At 60.6% G+C, this 18293-nt stretch carries 14 protein-coding genes; 10 read left to right on the top strand and 4 right to left on the bottom strand.

Translation table 11 applies throughout. The features are described from left to right. Positions 1-528 precede the first annotated feature (528 nt). The 5 genes from GJU48_RS12265 to GJU48_RS12245 all read left to right on the top strand — a co-directional run bounded on the left by GJU48_RS12265 (position 529) and on the right by GJU48_RS12245 (position 7096). Positions 529-4026, top strand: a complete 3498-nt coding sequence (locus tag GJU48_RS12265; RefSeq protein WP_094951820.1) for a response regulator — start codon at positions 529-531, stop codon at positions 4024-4026. Then, positions 4027-4857: a CheR family methyltransferase gene (locus GJU48_RS12260; protein ID WP_371917694.1), complete on the top strand. Its 831-nt coding sequence runs from the start codon at positions 4027-4029 to the stop codon at positions 4855-4857. It abuts the gene before it with no gap. After that, positions 4854-5453, top strand: a complete 600-nt coding sequence (locus GJU48_RS12255) for a chemotaxis protein CheB (protein ID WP_094951821.1) — start codon at positions 4854-4856, stop codon at positions 5451-5453. The genes GJU48_RS12260 and GJU48_RS12255 overlap by 4 nt, the downstream gene beginning before the upstream one ends. Beyond that, positions 5447-6640, top strand: a complete 1194-nt coding sequence (locus GJU48_RS12250; RefSeq protein ID WP_094951822.1) for a hybrid sensor histidine kinase/response regulator — start codon at positions 5447-5449, stop codon at positions 6638-6640. Before GJU48_RS12255 ends, GJU48_RS12250 begins: the two co-directional genes overlap by 7 nt. A 78-nt stretch (positions 6641-6718) precedes the next feature. Next, positions 6719-7096 (top strand): response regulator, encoded by a 378-nt coding sequence (locus GJU48_RS12245; RefSeq protein WP_094951823.1) that lies wholly within the window; start codon positions 6719-6721, stop codon positions 7094-7096. Between the two features lie 39 nt (positions 7097-7135). On the opposite strand, the gene GJU48_RS12240 is transcribed toward GJU48_RS12245, so the two are convergent. The 4 genes from GJU48_RS12240 to GJU48_RS12225 all read right to left on the bottom strand — a co-directional run bounded on the left by GJU48_RS12240 (position 7136) and on the right by GJU48_RS12225 (position 12463). Then, complete coding sequence (locus tag GJU48_RS12240; protein WP_094951824.1) at positions 7136-8806, bottom strand: response regulator; 1671 nt, start codon at positions 8804-8806, stop codon at positions 7136-7138. Continuing rightward, a complete protein-coding gene (locus GJU48_RS12235; RefSeq protein WP_094951825.1) occupies positions 8806-10305 on the bottom strand; it encodes an ATPase domain-containing protein in 1500 nt (499 codons plus the stop codon). The genes GJU48_RS12240 and GJU48_RS12235 overlap by 1 nt, the downstream gene beginning before the upstream one ends. 119 nt (positions 10306-10424) lie before the next feature. Next, positions 10425-11492 carry a tetratricopeptide repeat protein gene (locus tag GJU48_RS12230; protein WP_155296002.1) on the bottom strand — a complete coding sequence of 356 codons (1068 nt, stop codon included), beginning with the start codon at positions 11490-11492 and terminating at the stop codon, positions 10425-10427. Between the two features lie 77 nt (positions 11493-11569). Then, positions 11570-12463 (bottom strand): bestrophin family protein, encoded by an 894-nt coding sequence (locus GJU48_RS12225; protein WP_094951827.1) that lies wholly within the window; start codon positions 12461-12463, stop codon positions 11570-11572. Positions 12464-12688: 225 nt separating this feature from the next. Between GJU48_RS12225 and GJU48_RS12220 the strand changes: the two genes are divergently transcribed. From GJU48_RS12220 to GJU48_RS12200, 5 genes are read left to right on the top strand one after another with little or no spacing between them, the layout of a single operon-like run. Further along, positions 12689-14338: an AMP-binding protein gene (locus tag GJU48_RS12220; RefSeq protein ID WP_094951828.1), complete on the top strand. Its 1650-nt coding sequence runs from the start codon at positions 12689-12691 to the stop codon at positions 14336-14338. Between the two features lie 21 nt (positions 14339-14359). Continuing rightward, positions 14360-15127: an SDR family NAD(P)-dependent oxidoreductase gene (locus tag GJU48_RS12215; protein ID WP_094951829.1), complete on the top strand. Its 768-nt coding sequence runs from the start codon at positions 14360-14362 to the stop codon at positions 15125-15127. Between the two features lie 11 nt (positions 15128-15138). After that, positions 15139-16323 carry an acetyl-CoA C-acyltransferase gene (locus GJU48_RS12210; RefSeq protein ID WP_094951830.1) on the top strand — a complete coding sequence of 395 codons (1185 nt, stop codon included), beginning with the start codon at positions 15139-15141 and terminating at the stop codon, positions 16321-16323. A 9-nt stretch (positions 16324-16332) separates the two neighbouring features. Next, positions 16333-17460 (top strand): acyl-CoA dehydrogenase, encoded by a 1128-nt coding sequence (locus GJU48_RS12205; protein ID WP_094951831.1) that lies wholly within the window; start codon positions 16333-16335, stop codon positions 17458-17460. 11 nt (positions 17461-17471) lie between these two features. Continuing rightward, on the top strand, positions 17472-18245 hold the full coding sequence (locus GJU48_RS12200) for an enoyl-CoA hydratase (RefSeq protein WP_094951832.1): 774 nt from the start codon (positions 17472-17474) through the stop codon (positions 18243-18245). Positions 18246-18293: the final 48 nt, after the last annotated feature.

Below are 18293 nucleotides of genomic sequence, written 5' to 3'. Positions count from 1 at the left end.
CATCACAACAAAAGACTGCGAGACACCTTGAACAGCAGGCCTGGCTGCTAATGGTCAGACCGAACTGGCCGAACAAGTGCAGGGCCAACTGACCTTGAGCATGTGCAGGGCTGGAGCTATTCACACGAGTCAAGGTTGCTTGCGGGGGCCGGCGTTATTGATGAAGTGTTGGAGATGTTTTGCGCAGGCAGTTGAGCTTCTGTGGTGGAGACGTTCACTGTTTGTTGCGTAACACTTGAAATGCTCATTTAGCGTACCTTGGCAAGTCATAAGAAGACGCCGTCCAAAAGATCTTCCGTGTTCCTGAGGCGTGCTTCTGAGTGCGAAGCCAATGAAAGTTCGTTCCTCTTTTGCTGTAGGAAGTTGTTATAAGTTGTGTGCGACGTACTCAAGAAAGCTGGCCAAAATCAGCGCGAAATCCACCCGCGCCTTCTAGGTTTTCGCCTCAAACCAGCGCAGAAACATAGCCCTGACCCCTGATGTTCGGGCAAACTCCTCCTTTTTCCGTACTTTGGCCAAGGCATGCCCATGACTCCCGCGTCGTCCGTCGATGAAAAGAGCTTTCGTAAACTCCTGAGCCGTAACGTGGCCCTGCCGTTGGGTGTGGGCGTGCTCAGCGCAGTGTTTTTCGTCGTGCTGATTACTTATTTGTTGTCGGTGATCCAGTGGGTGGAGCACACCGACCGGGTCATCAATAACCTCAATGAGTCATCAAAACTGACAGTGGACCTGGAAACCGGCATGCGCGGCTTCTTGATCACTGGCGATGAGCATTTCCTCGACCCCTACGAAGTGGCCAAACCGCGGATCATTGCCGACTTGCGTAACCTGCAGGAACTGGTGGCGGACAACCCCCAGCAGGTAGACCGCCTCAAGCGCCTAGAGGCGATGCAGGCCGAGTGGAACAAGTACGCGCAGTCGATGATTGATATGCAGCGCCAGAGCGGTGATTACCGCAGCGCGGTCAAGGCCGGTCGGGGCAAGCGCCTCACGGACGAGATCCGCAAGGAGTACGACGATGCGGTGGCGATGGAGCAGCAGTTCCGCATCACCCGCAATGAAGAAGTCACCAAGACCACGGTGGTCAGCGTCACCCTGTACCTGGCGTTCGTACTCGGCCTGAGTGGGTTCCTGGCGTATGTCGGTCGTAAGAATTTGCTCTCACTATCAAGGAGTTACAGCGATAACCTCGCGTCACAACAGAAGATTGCGCGACGCCTTGAACAGCAAGCCTGGCTGCGCAGTGGTCAGACCGAACTGGCCGAACAAGTGCTCGGCCAACTGACCCTGAACATGTTGGGCCGTAACATCCTGCAGTTCTTTGCCCAATACATGGGCTCGGCAGTCGCCGCGCTGTATGTGCGTGAAGAGCACGGCGGCCTCAAGCGTGTGGCGACCTATGGTTTCTCCCGCGAACAGGAGCAGCAGGAACAGTCGATCTACAGCGACGAAGGTATCGTCGGGCAGGCCGCCCAGCTTGATCGCCTGATTCGCTTGGACGATGTGCCGGTGGACTACTTCAAGGTCAGTTCCGGCCTGGGCGAAGGCGCTACTCGCAGCGTGCTGGTGATGCCGACCAGCGAGGACGACCGTGTCAACGGCGTGATCGAACTGGGTTTCCTGCGCTCACTGGAAGAACGTGACGTCGAACTGCTGGAGCTGATTGCCGGCAATATCGGCACCTCTATCGAAGCCGCGCGTTATCGCCAGCGCCTGCAGGAAGTACTGGCCGAGACCCAGCAGCTCAACGAAGAGCTGCAAGTGCAGCAGGAAGAACTCAAGACCGCCAACGAAGAACTCGAAGAACAGTCACGCATCCTCAAGGAATCCCAGACCCACCTGGAAACCCAGCAGGCCGAGCTTGAGCAGACCAACGAGCAGTTGGCCGAACAGACCCAGACCCTGGCCGAGCAGCGCGACGCCATGGACCGCAAGAACGTCGAGCTCAACAAGGCACAGCTTGAACTCGAAGACCGCGCCGACGAATTGCAGCGCTCCAGCAAGTACAAGTCCGAGTTCCTCGCCAACATGTCCCACGAGCTGCGCACCCCGCTGAACAGCTCGTTGATCCTGGCCAAGCTGCTGGCGGAAAACCCCCAGGAAAACCTCAGCGCCGAACAGGTCAAGTTTGCCGAGTCGATTTATTCGGCGGGCAATGACTTGCTCAACCTGATCAACGACATTCTGGATATTTCCAAGGTCGAAGCCGGCAAGCTCGAGGTGCGCCCGGAAAACTCCAGTGTCGTGCGTCTGGTGGACGGCCTGCGCGGCATGTTCGAACCGTTGGCCGCCGACCGCAAGCTGGCCTTCCAGGTGGAGGTGCAAAGCGATGCGCCGACCCTGCTGTTTACCGACCGCCAGCGTCTGGAGCAGATCCTCAAGAACCTGCTGTCCAACGCGATCAAGTTCACCGAGCAGGGCGAGGTCAGCCTGTCGGTGTCCCGTGCGCCGAACGAGAGCATTGCCTTTACGGTGCGCGACTCCGGCATCGGCATCGCCCCGGACCAGCAGGAAAGCATCTTCGAAGCCTTCCGCCAGGCGGACGGCACCACCAACCGCCGCTACGGCGGCACCGGCCTGGGCTTGTCGATCTCGCGCGACCTGGCCACGTTGCTCGGCGGCTATATCAGCGTGACCAGCGAACCGGGCAAGGGCAGTGTGTTTACCCTGGTATTGCCGGAGCAGTACATCGAGCGCGAGGAGGGCGCGGCGCCCATCGAGCAGCCGCGTCACGCTGTGGCGGCGCCTGCACCTGCACCGATCGCCATCTCGCCGCTGCCGGTGGCCGATGCGCAACAGATCCCACGTTTTGCCGATGACCGTGACAAGGCACCGTTCACCACCCGTTGCATCCTGGTCGTGGAAGACGAGCCGAACTTTGCGCGCATCCTGTTCGATTTGGCCCACGAGCTGGGCTACAACTGCCTGGTCGCCCATGGCGCGGACGAAGGCTACAGCCTGGCTGAGGAATTCGTGCCGGACGCGATCCTGCTGGACATGCGCCTGCCGGACCATTCCGGGCTGACGGTGCTGCAACGCCTGAAAGAACACGCCAACACCCGCCACATCCCTGTGCACGTGATTTCCGTGGAAGACCGCGTCGAAGCCGCCATGCACATGGGCGCCATCGGCTATGCGGTCAAGCCGACCACGCGCGAGGAGCTCAAGGACGTGTTTGCGCGCCTGGAAGCCAAGCTGACACAGAAGGTCAAGCGCGTACTGCTGGTGGAAGACGATGACCTGCAGCGCGACAGCATTGCCCGCCTGATCGGCGACGATGACATTGAGATCACCGACGTCGGCTACGCCCAGGCCGCCCTGGACCTGCTGCGCACCAATATCTACGACTGCATGATCATCGACCTCAAGCTGCCGGACATGCTCGGCAACGAGCTGCTCAAGCGCATGGCCACCGAGGATATCTGCTCGTTCCCGCCAGTCATCGTCTACACCGGGCGTAACCTGACCCGTGATGAAGAGGCTGAACTGCGCAAATACTCGCGCTCGATCATCATCAAGGGTGCGCGCTCACCTGAACGTTTGCTGGATGAAGTGACACTCTTTCTGCACAAAGTCGAGTCCCAGCTGTCCCATGACCGCCAGAAGATGCTCAAGACCGCGCGCAGCCGTGACAAGGTCTTTGAGGGGCGCAAGATCCTGTTGGTGGACGACGATGTGCGCAACATCTTTGCCCTGACCAGCGCCCTGGAGCACAAAGGTGCGGTGGTGGTGATCGGCCGTAACGGCCGCGAGGCCATCGACAAACTCAATGAAGTGGACGACATCGACCTGGTGCTGATGGACGTGATGATGCCGGAGATGGACGGTTACGAGGCCACGGCCTTGATCCGTCAGGACCCGCGCTGGAAGAAGTTGCCGATCATTGCGGTCACGGCCAAGGCCATGAAGGACGATCAGGAGCGCTGCCTCGCGGCAGGCTCCAACGATTACCTGGCCAAGCCGATTGACCTGGATCGCCTGTTCTCGCTGATTCGCGTATGGCTACCGAAGATGGAACGTATTTAAGTGGAGCAGCGTTTTTTGGACAAAAGCAGCGACATTGAGCTGCGCCTGTTGATCGAGGCGATTTACCTCAAGTACAGCTACGACTTTCGCGACTATTCCGGTGCGTCGGTCAAGCGGCGTGTGGCCCATGCCCTGCGCCAGTTTGACTGTGCAACCATTTCGGCGCTGCAGGAGCGGGTGTTGCACGACCCTGGCGCGTTCATGCAGTTGCTGCAATTTCTGACGATCCCCGTGAGCGAGATGTTTCGCGACCCGTCGCACTTTCTGGCGATTCGTCAGGAAGTGGTGCCGTTGCTCAAGACCTATCCGTCGATCAAGATCTGGATCGCCGGCTGCAGCACAGGCGAGGAGGTGTACTCCATGGCGATCCTGCTGCGCGAAGAGGGGGTACTCGAGCGCACCATCATCTACGCCACGGACATCAACCCGGCATCGCTGGATAAAGCCAAACAAGGGATTTTCTCCCTGGAGAATGTACGCGCCTACACTGCTAATTATCAGCAGGCTGGCGGCCAACGTTCATTCGCCGACTACTACACGGCGGCCTACGATTACGCGATCTTCGACAAGACCCTGCGCGAGAACGTCACCTTTGCCGACCACAGCCTGGCGACCGACAGTGTGTTCTCAGAAACTCAATTAATTTCATGCCGCAACGTACTGATTTATTTCAATAAAAAATTGCAGGATCGAGCGTTTGGATTGTTTCATGAGTCGCTGTGTCATCGCGGCTTCCTGGTGCTGGGCAGTAAGGAAACCTTGGATTTTTCCGCCTACAGCAAACAATTCGAACCCTTGGTCAAGCAGGAACGGATCTACCGAAAATCATGAACGAGGCGCAAGCCAACCCGTTTTTCGGGATTGAAGCCATTGTCGTCGGCGCCTCAGCCGGCGGCGTCGAGGCGTTGCTGAAGATTTTTGGCGACCTGCCTGAAGGGTTTGCCTTGCCGATTATTGCCGTGTTGCACCTGCCGGACGAACGCCGAAGCCAGTTGGCGCAAGTGTTCGCGCGGCGCCTGCGTATCCCGGTGAAGGAAGCGCGGGACAAGGAAGTGATCGAGGCCGGCACTGTGTACTTCGCCGGGCCCGGCTACCACCTCTCGGTAGAACATGACCACAGCCTGTCCCTGAGCCAGGAAGACCGCGTGCACTATTCCCGTCCGGCCATTGATTACCTGTTCGCCTCAGCCGCTGATGCCTACGGCAAGGGTTTGCTGGCGATCCTGCTGACCGGCGCCAACCAGGACGGCGCGCGTGGGCTGGCCCACGTCAAACAATCGGGCGGCACCACCGTGGTACAAGACCCCAAGGAAGCACACATTGCCGTGATGCCGTTGGCGGCCTTGGCACTGCACACACCTGACCATATTCTGACCTTGAGCCGCATTGCCTCATTGCTGGCTTCCCTGGAATCTTCCCCATGTTAAGTAATATCCAGGCCAAATTGCTGATCGTCGACGATCTGCCGGAAAACCTGCTGGCCCTCGAAGCGCTGATCAAGCGCGAGGATCGCCAGGTCTTCAAGGCCTTGAGCGCCGACGAGGCCTTGTCACTGTTGCTGGAGCACGAGTTCGCCATGGCGATTCTCGATGTGCAGATGCCCGGCATGAACGGTTTCGAGCTGGCCGAGCTGATGCGCGGCACCGAAAAGACCAAGAACATCCCGATTGTGTTCGTCAGCGCCGCCGGCCGCGAACTCAATTACGCCTTCAAAGGCTATGAAAGCGGCGCCGTGGACTTCCTGCACAAGCCGCTGGATATCCACGCGGTCAAGAGCAAGGTCAACGTGTTCGTCGACCTGTACCGCCAGAGCAAGGCGATGAAACTGCAAGTGGAAGCCCTGGAGCGCAGCCGCCGCGAGCAGGAGCTGCTGCTGACGCGCCTGCAGGCTACCCAGGCTGAATTGGAGCAGGCGGTGCGCATGCGTGACGACTTCATGTCGATCGTCGCCCACGAAGTGCGTACGCCGCTTAACGGCCTGATCCTGGAGACCCAGCTGCGCAAGATGCACCTGGCCCGGGATAACGCCGCCGCATTCACCCTGGACAAGATGCACGCCATGGTTGACCGCGACGAGCGGCAGATCAAAAGCCTGATTCGCCTGATTGAAGACATGCTCGACGTGTCGCGCATCCGCACCGGCAAGCTGTCGATCCGCCCGGCGCGCTTTGACCTGGCCCTGTTGGTGCGTAACCTGGTGGAAAACTTTGCACCGCAAGTCGCGGCCGCTGACTCATCGATGCACCTGGAAACCGAAGGCCCCGTGGAGGGCAATTGGGATGAGTTCCGCATCGAGCAGGTGGTCTCCAACCTGCTGACCAACGCGCTGCGCTACGGGGCCAAGAGCCCGGTGGAAGTGCGGGTCTACACCGAGCATGGCGAAGCGCGGGTGGAAGTGCGTGACCATGGCATCGGCATCAGTCAAGACAACCAGAAGCGCATATTCCAGCAGTTCGAGCGGGTGTCGGCCAGCCATGTCTCGGCGGGCCTGGGCCTGGGGCTGTTTATCTCCGAACAGATCGTGGCGGCCCACGGCGGTACCATCGAGGTCCAAAGCCAGATAGGCGAGGGCGCGCTGTTCCGGGTGTGCCTGCCGCTTGAGGCGGCCGCGTGAAATCAATCGTCACCTCGACGCAACCTCTGCGTGACCCCATGGTCGTAACTGCAGCAATTGACCGGACAAAGGCTTCCCATGAGTGAAGATGCACAAGATGTCGTTCTGATCGTCGAGGACGACGAATCCATTATGTTTGTGCTGGGTGAATACCTGGCAGGCCTGGGCTATCGGGTGTTGAAGGCGATCGACGGGGAGCAGGCCTTCGAAATCCTCGCGTCCAAGCCGCACCTGGACCTGATGGTCACGGACTACCGCCTGCCGGGTGGGATTTCCGGGGTGCAGATCGCTGAGCCTGCGATCAAGTTGCGACCGGAATTAAAAGTGATCTTTATCAGCGGCTACCCGCAGGAAATTCTCGACTGCAATAGCCCGATCACGCGCAACGCGCCGATCCTGGCCAAGCCGTTTGACTTGGATACGCTGCAAGAGCATATCCAGCGCCTGCTGGCGTGAAGGGTGACAGGGCTGCCATGCAGCCCTTGTTGTAGCGCCTCAACCCTGAATCATTTCCCGCACTTTTGCCGTTAACAGATCAAACGTGAACGGTTTGGTGATCAACTGCATCCCCGGGTCCAGGAAGCCGCCGCGTACCGCCGCGTGTTCGGCGTAGCTGGTGATAAACAGCACCTTGAGCTGCGGGCGCATCTGCCGACCGATTTCCGCCATCTGCCGGCCGTTCATGCCGGGCAGGCCCACATCGCTGATCAGCAGGTCAATACGCTGGTCGGATTCAATGATGGGCAGCGCCGTATCAGCATCACACGCCTCGACGAAGGCATAACCCAGTTCTTTGAGCACTGCACTGACTAATACCCGCACTGCCGGATCATCCTCGACGATCAACACGGTTTCACCCGCATTGGCGAAGGGCAGCAGCGTTGGGTTGAGCAGCTCCAGCGTCTTCATCTCGCCGACAAAGCGCGGCAGGAACAGGCTGACGGTGGTGCCTTTATCGATTTCGCTATGGATCGTGACGTGGCCGTGGGACTGGCGGGCAAAGCCGTAGATCATCGACAACCCAAGGCCTGTGCCCTGGCCGATGGGTTTGGTGGTGAAAAACGGATCGAACACCCGTCCCAGCAGGTGTTCAGGAATACCGCAGCCGGTGTCGCTGACGCTCAGCTCAACGTAATCACCGGGTTTCAACGTGCCGTAGGCGGCGGTGAACACGCTGTCCAGGTGGCGGTTGGTGGTTTCGACCACCAGCTTGCCGCCGCCAGGCATGGCGTCCCGTGCGTTGATGACCAGGTTGAGCAGGGCGCTTTCGAGCTGGTTGGGGTCGGCTTCGGCGGTCCAGAGCGTGTCGCTCAGGCGCATATCCAAGGCGATGCTTTCATTGATGCTGCGTTGCAGCAATTCGCCCATGGAGGCGACCAATTGGTTGATCTCCACGGGCTTGGAATCCAGCGACTGACGACGGGAAAACGCCAGCAGGCGGTGGGTCAGGCCGGCGGCGCGGTTGGCCGAGGTCACGCCTAGGTCGATCAGGCCATCGAGGTCGTCCAGCTTGCCGCGCGATATGCGCCTGCGCAGCAGCTCCAGGCTGCCGATAATCCCGGTGAGCATATTGTTGAAGTCATGGGCGATGCCGCCGGTCAACTGGCCGACGGCTTCCATTTTCTGCGACTGGCGCAGCGCCTCTTCATTGGTGCGCAGTTGCGTCGTGCGCTCCTCGACTTGCTGCTCGAGGGTTTCCAGCGTGCGTTGCAGGCGCAGCTCGCTCTCGCTCAAATCAATCAGCCGGTCGCGGGCTTCGTATTGCCGCCGTCGGCCGCGCAGGGCGGCGCTCACCAGACTGATCAAGGTCACTGGATGGAAGGGGCGCTCGAGGAAGGTCACGTTGCCCAACAGCCCGCTCAAGTGCGAGGAACCGTTCTGCTCGCTGCCGCCATGGTGGGTCATCAGCACGATGGGCAGGTCCGACCAGGCCGGTTGCTGATGCAGGTATTCCAGCAGCGGCTCCAAATCGACGCCGCGCAGGGCTTCGTCGGCGATCACCAGCAGGCCGGCGCCGTGCTCTAACGCTTCGCACAGGTTCGCCAGGTGCGTGGCGATGATGCCGCTGTAGCCGGCCTGGTTCAGCATCATCAGCGCCAATGAGCCGTCACGGCCCATGGGCGCCAGGATGATTGCACGCTCGGAGACGGGAGATAGGCCAGTCACTAGCCCTCTTCCTTGAGCAAAGGTGAGCCCGCGCCCATGTAGGTAGGAATGCCGCGTAACACGCCTTGGAAGTTATCCAGGGGTTCGCCAACCGTCATGCCGCGACCGCCGATGCGGTATTCGCGGATAGTCGATTCATGCGAGCCGGTGCGTTTCTTGATGATCGAAATGGCCCGACGCACCTTGCCCAGCGCTTCGAAGTAGCGCAGCAGAATGACCGTATCGGCCAGGTAAGTGATGTCTACCGGGGCCTGCATATCGCCCACGAGCCCGTGCTGGGCAACTGTCATGAAGGTCGCGGCGCCACGGCGGTTGAGGTACAGCAGCAGTTCGTGCATGTGCAGGATCAGGGCATTTTCTTCGGGCATGGCGGCCTGGTAGCCGTTGATGCTGTCGATCACCACGGTTTTGATCCCGCGTTCATCCACGCAACGCCGCACCCGGTGTGAGAATTCGCCCGGCGACAGCTCGGCAGCGTCGACCTGTTCGATCAGCAAGTTGCCGGTGGCTTGCAGGGCCTCAAGGTCGATGCCCATGTTTCGCATGCGTTCGAACAACAAGCCCAGCTCTTCATCAAAGATAAACAACGCGGCTTTTTCGCCACGGGCCACGGCGGCTGCGGCAAAGATCATCGAGATCAGCGACTTGCCGGTACCGGCCGGGCCCAGGATCAAGCTGCTCGAACCGGTCTCGACGCCGCCGCCCATCAGGGCATCCAATTCGGCTATGCCGCTGCTCAGGGTCTGGCGCGTGTAACCACCGCGATGCTCGGCGGCGACCAAGCGCGGGAATACATGGATACCGTCGGCCATGATGGTGAAGTCGTGGAAACCGCCACGGTATTTCTGCCCACGGTATTTCACCACCCGCACGCGGCGGCGTTCGGCGCCGTAGTTGGGGGTCAGTTCTTCCAGGCGAATCACGCCGTGGGCCACGCTGTGCACGGTTTTATCCAGGGATTCGGTGGTCAGGTCGTCGAGCAGCAGCACGGTGGCGTCGTAGCGCACGAAGTAGTGCTTGATCGCCAGGATCTGGCGGCGGTAGCGCAGCGAGCTTTGCGCCAGCAGGCGGATCTCCGACAGGCTGTCGATGACCACGCGGGTCGGCTTGACCGCTTCGACCACTTCAAAGATTTGCCGGGTGGCTTCGCCCAATTCCAGGTCCGACGAATACAGCAGGCTCTGCTGGTGGTCGGCGTCGAGCAGGCTCTCGGGTGGGGTCAGTTCGAAGATGTGGATATTGTCATCCAGGTCCCAGCCGTGGGACTTTGCGCCATGGCGCAATTCGCGCTCGGTTTCGGACAGGGTGATGTACAGGGATCGTTCACCGTTTTTCGCGCCGGCTTGCAGAAAGTGCAGCGCTACGGTGGTTTTACCGGTGCCGGGTTCGCCTTCCAGCAGGAACAGGTGGCTGCGCGATAGCCCCCCGGAAAGAATGTCATCAAGACCTTCGATGCCGGTGGCCGCCTTTTCACTGAACAGCTCTTTGGATGTAGACAAGAAGTGCCCTCAGGTCACGTACAAGTAGAGGAGCGCGCCGCCCTGGGCGCGCCATATTTACTTGACCGTAGTGGTCCGTAGCGGTTCAACACTTCGTGATATTTGTAGCCTCGTTGCGCTTATAATTGGTACAGGCCTTGTTGCAGTGCAGGATCGTCCGGGTTTTGTTGCTCAAGTTGCGCCAGTAACACCTGGACGTTTTGCAACTGGCCAGTCTCTTTCCAGTAGTTGATCAGCAACACGCGAGCTTTGCGGTTGGCGGGATGGCGCTGCACAATTTCTTCCAGTTGACGCTGGGCCGCTTCCAATTCCTCTTGGGCATGCAAGGTGGTCGCCAAGTCGTAGCGGTAATCCTGATTGTCCGGCTCCAGCTCCACCGCTTTGGACAGGCCGAGCAGCGCATAAGGGCGCTCGCCGTGGTGCAGCAACCACATGCCCAAGGCATGTTGCAGGTAGGCCGACTCCGGGTGGGCCGCCAGTTGCCGTGCCAGCAGTTGGCGCGACTCGTCGGTCTTGCCTTGTTTATCCAATAACTCGATCTGCGCCACCCCGGCTTGAAGGTTGTCCGGCTGCAAACGCATGGCCTGCGCCAAGGCATTTTGCGCGTCCGGCAGCAGCACGCTGTGGATGTACAGGCGCGCCAGCTGAATCCAGCCTTCAGCCGTTTCCGGCTGGTCCTTGAGCGTTTTCACGAACTCATCGAGTACTTGCTGCAAGGGCCCGAAGTACAGGCCCAACGTATCCGCAGAGAGGCCGAGCAGGGCATTGGCGGCGGCAAAGCGCACGGCTTGTTCGGGATCCTCCAGCACTGGCCCCAGCAGCAACACGCGTTGGCCGCTGGGCACCAGGCCGACGATGCTGTGAATCGCCGCCTCGCGCACCAGTGGCGAATCATTGGCCAGGTCTTTATCGGCAAGCTTCAGTGCCTGCGGGCTTGGGTAGTTGGGCAGTTCAGCGTGCAACGCCGCGCGACGTTCAGGTGACAGGTCCGGCCGACCAAGCTGTTGATACAGCACACGCGCCGCGCCCGGTTCACCGTTATGCGCCTGCTTTAAGGCTTTGCCGTAACCATGGGCGATGGCCTTCGGCACGGCCACCGGGCTGGAGTGGGAGAAAAACCAGGTAAGCAACACAATCAACAACAGGGCGCACAGGCCGACGATGGAATAACGGCGTGACTTTGACATGCAGGCGTCCAAAAGCTGGGGGCAGCTATCGCAAAGCCATCAGCTTCGGTCAGACCACCGCGGGTGTCAAACCCGCATCAGGTCAGCACGTATTCAACCGGCTCCAAGGCAGGCGGCAAGTCGCTTTCGCCGAGAGCTGCAAGAATCTCGCGCTCCAGGGTGCGCACCAGCGCATTGCATGGCAGGTCGTTTTCGTCGAAGCCGAACGGGTCTTCCAGGTCATCGCCAATTTCATCCAGGCCAAAGAAGGTGTAGCTGACGATGGCGGTGAACACCGGTGTCAGCCAGCCCAGCGGCTCGGCCATCGCAAACGGCAGCAGAATGCAGAACAGGTAGATGGTGCGGTGCAGCAACAAGGTGTAAGGGAAGGGCAGCGGCGTGTGTTTGATCCGCTCGCAGGAGGCCTGCACCTGGCTCAGGCTGACCAGTCGGGTTTCCAGCTGGGTGTAGCGCCATTCGCTGATCACGCCTTGCTCGGCCAGCCCCGAAAACCGCGCGCCGAGCTGTTGCAGCACATGGTCGGGGAGGTTGGGGTGCGTGCGATCAATGCCGATCCAGGGCTTTATCGCCGCCGCTTCGTCCTCATGCCGCAGGCGCGCGATCAAGCCATGGGCAAAGCCGCACACACCGCGCAACAGCCCGGCACGCTCAACCGGATCACTCAGCACCTGGGTCTGGCGAATCAGCGAACGCACCTCAATGATCATTTGCCCCAACTGCTTGCGGCCTTCCCACCAGCGGTCATAACAGGCGTTGTTGCGAAAGCTCATGAAGATCGACAACGACAACCCCAACAACGTGAAGGGCGTGGCGTTGACCGTGGAGAAATACGCCGGGTGCAGGGTTTCAACCAGCACGATCACCGAGGCCAGCAAGGTCACCAGCAGGCTACGCAGGGCAATACGCTTGGCAATCGAGCCCTTGAGGGAGAACAGGATACCCAGGAGGTTGGGTTTGGGACGAACGATCATCGCGGGGAGGCTTCTTCGGTGGCGCAGTCTTTCAGGTTAGAAGCTTGAATCAAGAGCGTCCAATCACTAGAACTGACTGGCTGATCAGCGCGATCAATGATTGGCCAAACCAGTCAGCCAAGTTGAAGGCTTTGACCATTGCTGCTACAGCGCTCTAGAGCGACTATTTCCACGCTTTAACGGCTCCAAAACGTCCTGAAAATAAAAAACACAAGGATTGAAGCGATGCGTGAGTATTTGGCTGCCACCACCGAGTTTGATTACCAGCACACTGTCGACGCCGCACTGGCCGGCAACCTGCAGGCCCTCAATGCCTGCGTGGAATGCTGCGACCGGCACGCACTGCCGGGCCGCATCGCGCTGTTCTGGGAAGGTAAGGACGGGCGCAGCGCCACGTCGACCTTTACTGACTTGCAGGACCAGGCAGCGCGCTTCGCCAATTTCCTTCTGGCCCAGGGCGTCAAACGCGGTGACAAAGTGGCGGGCCTGCTGCCACGCACGGCGGAACTGCTGGTGGTAGTGCTTGCCACCTGGCGCATCGGCGCGGTCTATCAGCCGCTGTTTACTGCCTTCGGCCCCAAGGCTATCGAACACCGCCTGAACAGCTCCGGCGCGGCGCTGGTGGTCACCGACGCGGTGAACCGCCCCAAACTGGCGGAAGTCGAGGGCTGCCCGACCATCGTGACGGTCGCCGGCGCCAAGGGCGAAGGCATTGTGCGCGGCGATTACAGCTTCTGGGCTGAATTGCCCAACTATTCAAACCTCTGCGAGCCGGTATTGCTGGGCGCAGACGATCCGTTCCTGCTGATGTTCACCTCAGGCACCACCGGCCCGTCCAAAGCCCTGTCGGTACCGCTCAAGGCCATCGTCGCGTTCCAGAGCTATACCCGCGACGCGGTAGACCTGCGCCCCGAAGATGCATTCTGGAACGTGGCCGACCCGGGTTGGGCCTACGGCATCTATTTTGGCGTGACCGGGCCGTTATCCTTGGGCCACCCGATCACCTTCTACGATGGGCCGTTCACCCTGGAAAGCACCTGCCGGGTGATCAACAAATACGGGATCACCAACCTGACGGGCTCGCCGACCGCGTATCGCCTGTTGATAGCTGGTGGCGAGCAATTCGTGCGATCGATCAAGGGCACGCTGCGCATTGTCAGCAGTGCCGGCGAGCCGCTGAACCCGGAAGTGATCCGCTGGTTCGCGGATAACCTGGGCGTGACCATCCACGACCACTACGGCCAGACCGAACTGGGCATGGTGCTGTGCAACCACCACGGCCTGGCGCACCCGGTGCACGTCGGCTCGGCGGGGTTTGCCTCGCCAGGGCATCGCATTGTGGTGCTGGATGACGATCACCAGGAATTGCCCGCGGGCCAGCCGGGAATCCTGGCCATCGACCGCGAACAGTCGCCGATGTGCTGGTTCGCCGGCTACGACGGTGTGAAGACCAAAGCCTTTGTCGGCAAGTACTACCTCAGCGGCGACACGGTGGAGTTGAACCCCGACGGCAGCATCAGCTTTGTCGGGCGCAGTGACGATGTGATCACCACCTCTGGCTACCGCGTTGGCCCGTTCGACGTGGAAAGCGCCTTGGTTGAGCACCCGGCCGTGGTCGAAGCGGCAGTGGTCGGCAAGCCTGACTCGGAGCGCACTGAGCGGGTGAAAGCCTTCGTGGTGCTCAACGCACAATACCGTGCCACCCCGGAACTCGCCGAAGAGCTGCGCCTGCACGTGCGCAAGCGTCTCGCCGCGCATGCTTACCCGCGAGAAATCGAATTTGTCAGCGACTTGCCCAAGACCCCGAGCGGCAAGCTGCAACGTTTTATTTTGCGTAATCAGGAAATCGCCAAGGCTCAAGCAGCACTGGCGTGATCCCTTTCAAAGGAAATAAAGATGCAGATTGAAAACAAGGTATTCCTGGTCAGCGGCGGCGCTTCGGGCCTCGGCGCGGCCACCGCTGAAATGCTGGTGGCCGCCGGTGCCAAGGTAATGCTGGTGGACCTGAACGCCGAGGCCGTCGCCGCCAAGGCCCAACAGCTCGGTGATAATGCCCGCAGCGCCGTGGCGGATATCAGCCAGGAAGCTGCCGCCGAAGCCGCCGTGCAAGCGGCCGTCGCCGCGTTTGGTGGCTTGCACGGGCTGATCAACTGCGCCGGTGTGGTGCGTGGCGAGAAAATCCTCGGTAAGAACGGCCCTCACGCCTTGGCCAGCTTTACCCAGGTGATCAACGTCAACCTGATCGGCAGCTTCAACCTGCTGCGCCTGGCCGCCGCCGCCATCGCCGAAACCGAGGCGAATGCCGATGGCGAACGCGGCGTGATCATCAATACCGCGTCGGTGGCCGCCTTTGATGGGCAGATCGGCCAGGCGGCGTATTCCGCCTCCAAAGGCGCCATCGCCAGCCTGACGCTGCCCGCCGCCCGCGAGCTGGCGCGCTTCGGCATTCGGGTCATGACCATCGCCCCGGGCATTTTTGAAACACCGATGATGGCCGGCATGACCCCGGAAGTCCGCGATTCCCTGGCCGCTGGCGTGCCATTCCCGCCACGTTTGGGCAAACCGACCGAGTACGCCGCACTGGTGCGGCACATCATTGAAAACAGCATGCTCAACGGCGAGGTGATCCGTCTCGACGGCGCCTTGCGCATGGCAGCCAAGTAAGGAGGATTTTTATGAACGATCCGATCGTTATCGTCAGCGCCGTGCGCACGCCCATGGGCGGGTTCCAGGGCGACCTTAAAGGGCTGACCGCGCCGCAATTGGGCGCCGCCGCGATTCGCGCCGCCGTCGAACGAGCCGGCATTGCGCCGGACGCCGTGGATGAAGTGCTGTTCGGCTGCGTCCTGCCGGCAGGCCTCGGCCAGGCACCTGCACGGCAGGCGGCGTTGGGCGCCGGGTTGGACAAGGGCACCCGCTGCACCACGCTCAACAAAATGTGCGGCTCGGGCATGGAAGCGACCATCCTGGCCCACGATTCATTGTTGGCCGGCAGTGTCGATGTGGTGGTGGCTGGCGGCATGGAAAGCATGTCCAATGCACCGTACCTGCTCGACCGCGCACGCAGCGGCTACCGCATGGGCCACGGCAAGGTGCTCGACCATATGTTCCTCGACGGCCTCGAAGACGCCTACGACAAGGGTCGACTGATGGGCAGCTTTGCCGAGGACTGCGCCGAGCACAATGGCTTCACCCGTGAAGCCCAGGACGCTTTTGCCATCGCCTCGCTGACCCGTGCCCAACAGGCGATCACCCACGGTAGCTTCGCCGCCGAGATCGTCCCGGTGCAGGTCACCGTCGGCAAAGAGCAAAAAACCATCTTGCATGATGAACAACCACCGAAAGCCAAGCTGGACAAGATTGCCAGCCTCAAACCCGCGTTCCGCGAAGGCGGTACGGTGACGGCGGCCAACGCCAGTTCGATTTCTGACGGCGCGGCGGCGTTGCTGTTGATGCGTCAGTCCGAAGCGCACAAGCGCGGCCTCAAGCCACTGGCGGTGATCCATGGGCACGCCGCATTTGCCGATGAGCCGGGGCTGTTCCCGGTGGCGCCGGTGGGCGCGATTCGCAAGCTGATGAGTAAGACCGGCTGGAACCTCGACGAAGTAGATCTGTTCGAGATCAACGAGGCCTTCGCGGTGGTCAGCCTGGTGACCATGAGCAAACTGGAAATCCCGCACAGCAAGGTCAACATTCACGGCGGCGCCTGCGCCCTGGGCCACCCGATTGGTGCCTCGGGTGCGCGCATCCTGGTGACGTTGCTCTCGGCCCTGCGCCAGAAAGGCCTCAAGCGCGGCGTTGCTGCGATTTGCATCGGCGGCGGTGAAGCCACGGCCATGGCCGTCGAATGCGTGTATTAAGGACTTTTTATGCTGCCCAATGACGAACAACTGCAAATCAGCGACGCGGCCCGGCAATTTGCCCAGGAGCGTTTGAAACCGTTCGCCGCCGAGTGGGACCGCGAGCACCGTTTTCCAACGCAAGCCATCGGCGAAATGGCCGAGCTGGGCTTTTTCGGCATGTTGGTGCCGGAACAGTGGGGCGGTTGCGACACCGGCTACCTGGCCTACGCCATGGCCCTGGAAGAGATCGCCGCCGGTGACGGCGCTTGCTCGACCATCATGAGCGTGCACAACTCAGTGGGCTGCGTGCCGATTCTGAAATTCGGCAACGATCAGCAGAAAGAGCAATTCCTCAAGCCCTTGGCCAGCGGCGCCATGCTGGGCGCCTTCGCGCTGACCGAACCGCAAGCCGGTTCCGATGCCAGCAGCCTGAAAACCCGTGCACGCCTGGAAGGCGATCACTACGTGCTCAATGGCTGCAAACAGTTCATCACCTCCGGGCAAAACGCCGGCGTTGTGATTGTGTTTGCGGTCACCGACCCGGCCGCCGGCAAACGTGGGATCAGCGCGTTCATCGTGCCCACCGATTCGCCGGGCTACACGGTCGCGCGGGTTGAAGACAAGCTTGGCCAGCACGCCTCCGACACCTGCCAGATCCTGTTTGAGGACGTGAAGGTGCCGGTCGCCAATCGGCTTGGGGAGGAGGGCGAAGGCTACAAGATCGCCCTGGCCAACCTTGAAGGTGGCCGCGTCGGCATCGCCTCGCAATCGGTGGGCATGGCCCGTGCCGCCTTTGAGGCCGCCCGTGACTATGCGCGCGAGCGCGAAAGTTTTGGCAAAGCGCTGATCGAACACCAGGCTGTGGCATTTCGCCTGGCGGACATGGCCACGCAAATCGCCGTCGCTCGGCAGATGGTGCATTACGCCGCCGCCCTGCGCGACAGCGGCAAGCTGGCCTTGGTCGAAGCCTCGATGGCCAAGTTGTTTGCCTCGGAAATGGCCGAAAAAGTCTGCTCGGCCGCCTTGCAAACCTTGGGCGGTTACGGTTACCTGAGCGACTTCCCCTTGGAGCGGATCTACCGCGATGTGCGGGTCTGCCAGATTTACGAAGGCACCAGCGATATCCAGCGCATGGTCATCTCACGCAATCTTTAAGGAGCCGATACATGAGTTACGACACCATTTTGGTCGAAGTCCAGGGCCGCGTAGGGCTGATTACCCTTAATCGCCCGCAAGCGTTGAACGCCTTGAATGCGCAACTGGTCAGCGAGTTGAACCAGGCGTTGGATGGGCTGGAGGCCAATCCTGAGATTGGGTGCATCGTGCTGACTGGCTCGAAAAAAGCCTTTGCTGCCGGGGCTGACATCAAGGAGATGGCGGAGCTGACGTATCCGCAGATCTATCTGGATGACCTGTTTAGCGACAGTGATCGGGTGGCTAACCGGCGTAAGCCGATCATTGCTGCGGTTAACGGCTTCGCGCTGGGTGGCGGGTGTGAACTGGCGTTGATGTGCGACTTTATCCTGGCGGGTGATGGGGCTAAGTTTGGTCAGCCGGAAATTAACCTTGGCGTGCTGCCGGGTATGGGGGGCACTCAGCGCCTGACCCGTGCGGTGGGTAAGGCCAAGGCCATGGAGATGTGCCTGACTGGGCGCTTTATCGATGCGGTGGAGGCTGAGCGTTGTGGGATTGTGGCGCGTATCGTTCCTGCGGATGAATTGCTGGAGGAAGCGTTGAAGGTTGCGACCTTGATTGCCGGTAAATCTGTGCCGATTAGTATGATGGTCAAGGAAAGCGTTAATCGTGCGTTTGAGGTGAGTCTTTCTGAAGGTGTGCGTTTTGAGCGCAGGGTGTTTCATGCGGCGTTTGCGACGCTGGATCAGAAGGAAGGGATGGCGGCGTTTGTGGGTAAGCGGGCGCCTGAGTTTAAGGATCGGTAGGGGGGTAGGGGTGGGGTTGCGGTTGGGGGCATATCCGTTGCTGCGGTA

The sequence above is a fragment of the Pseudomonas sp. IB20 genome (assembly GCF_009707325.1).
Lineage (GTDB): Bacteria > Pseudomonadota > Gammaproteobacteria > Pseudomonadales > Pseudomonadaceae > Aquipseudomonas.
Note: the sequence above shows the minus strand (reverse complement) of the source record. Positions and strands in the feature narration are given on the sequence as shown.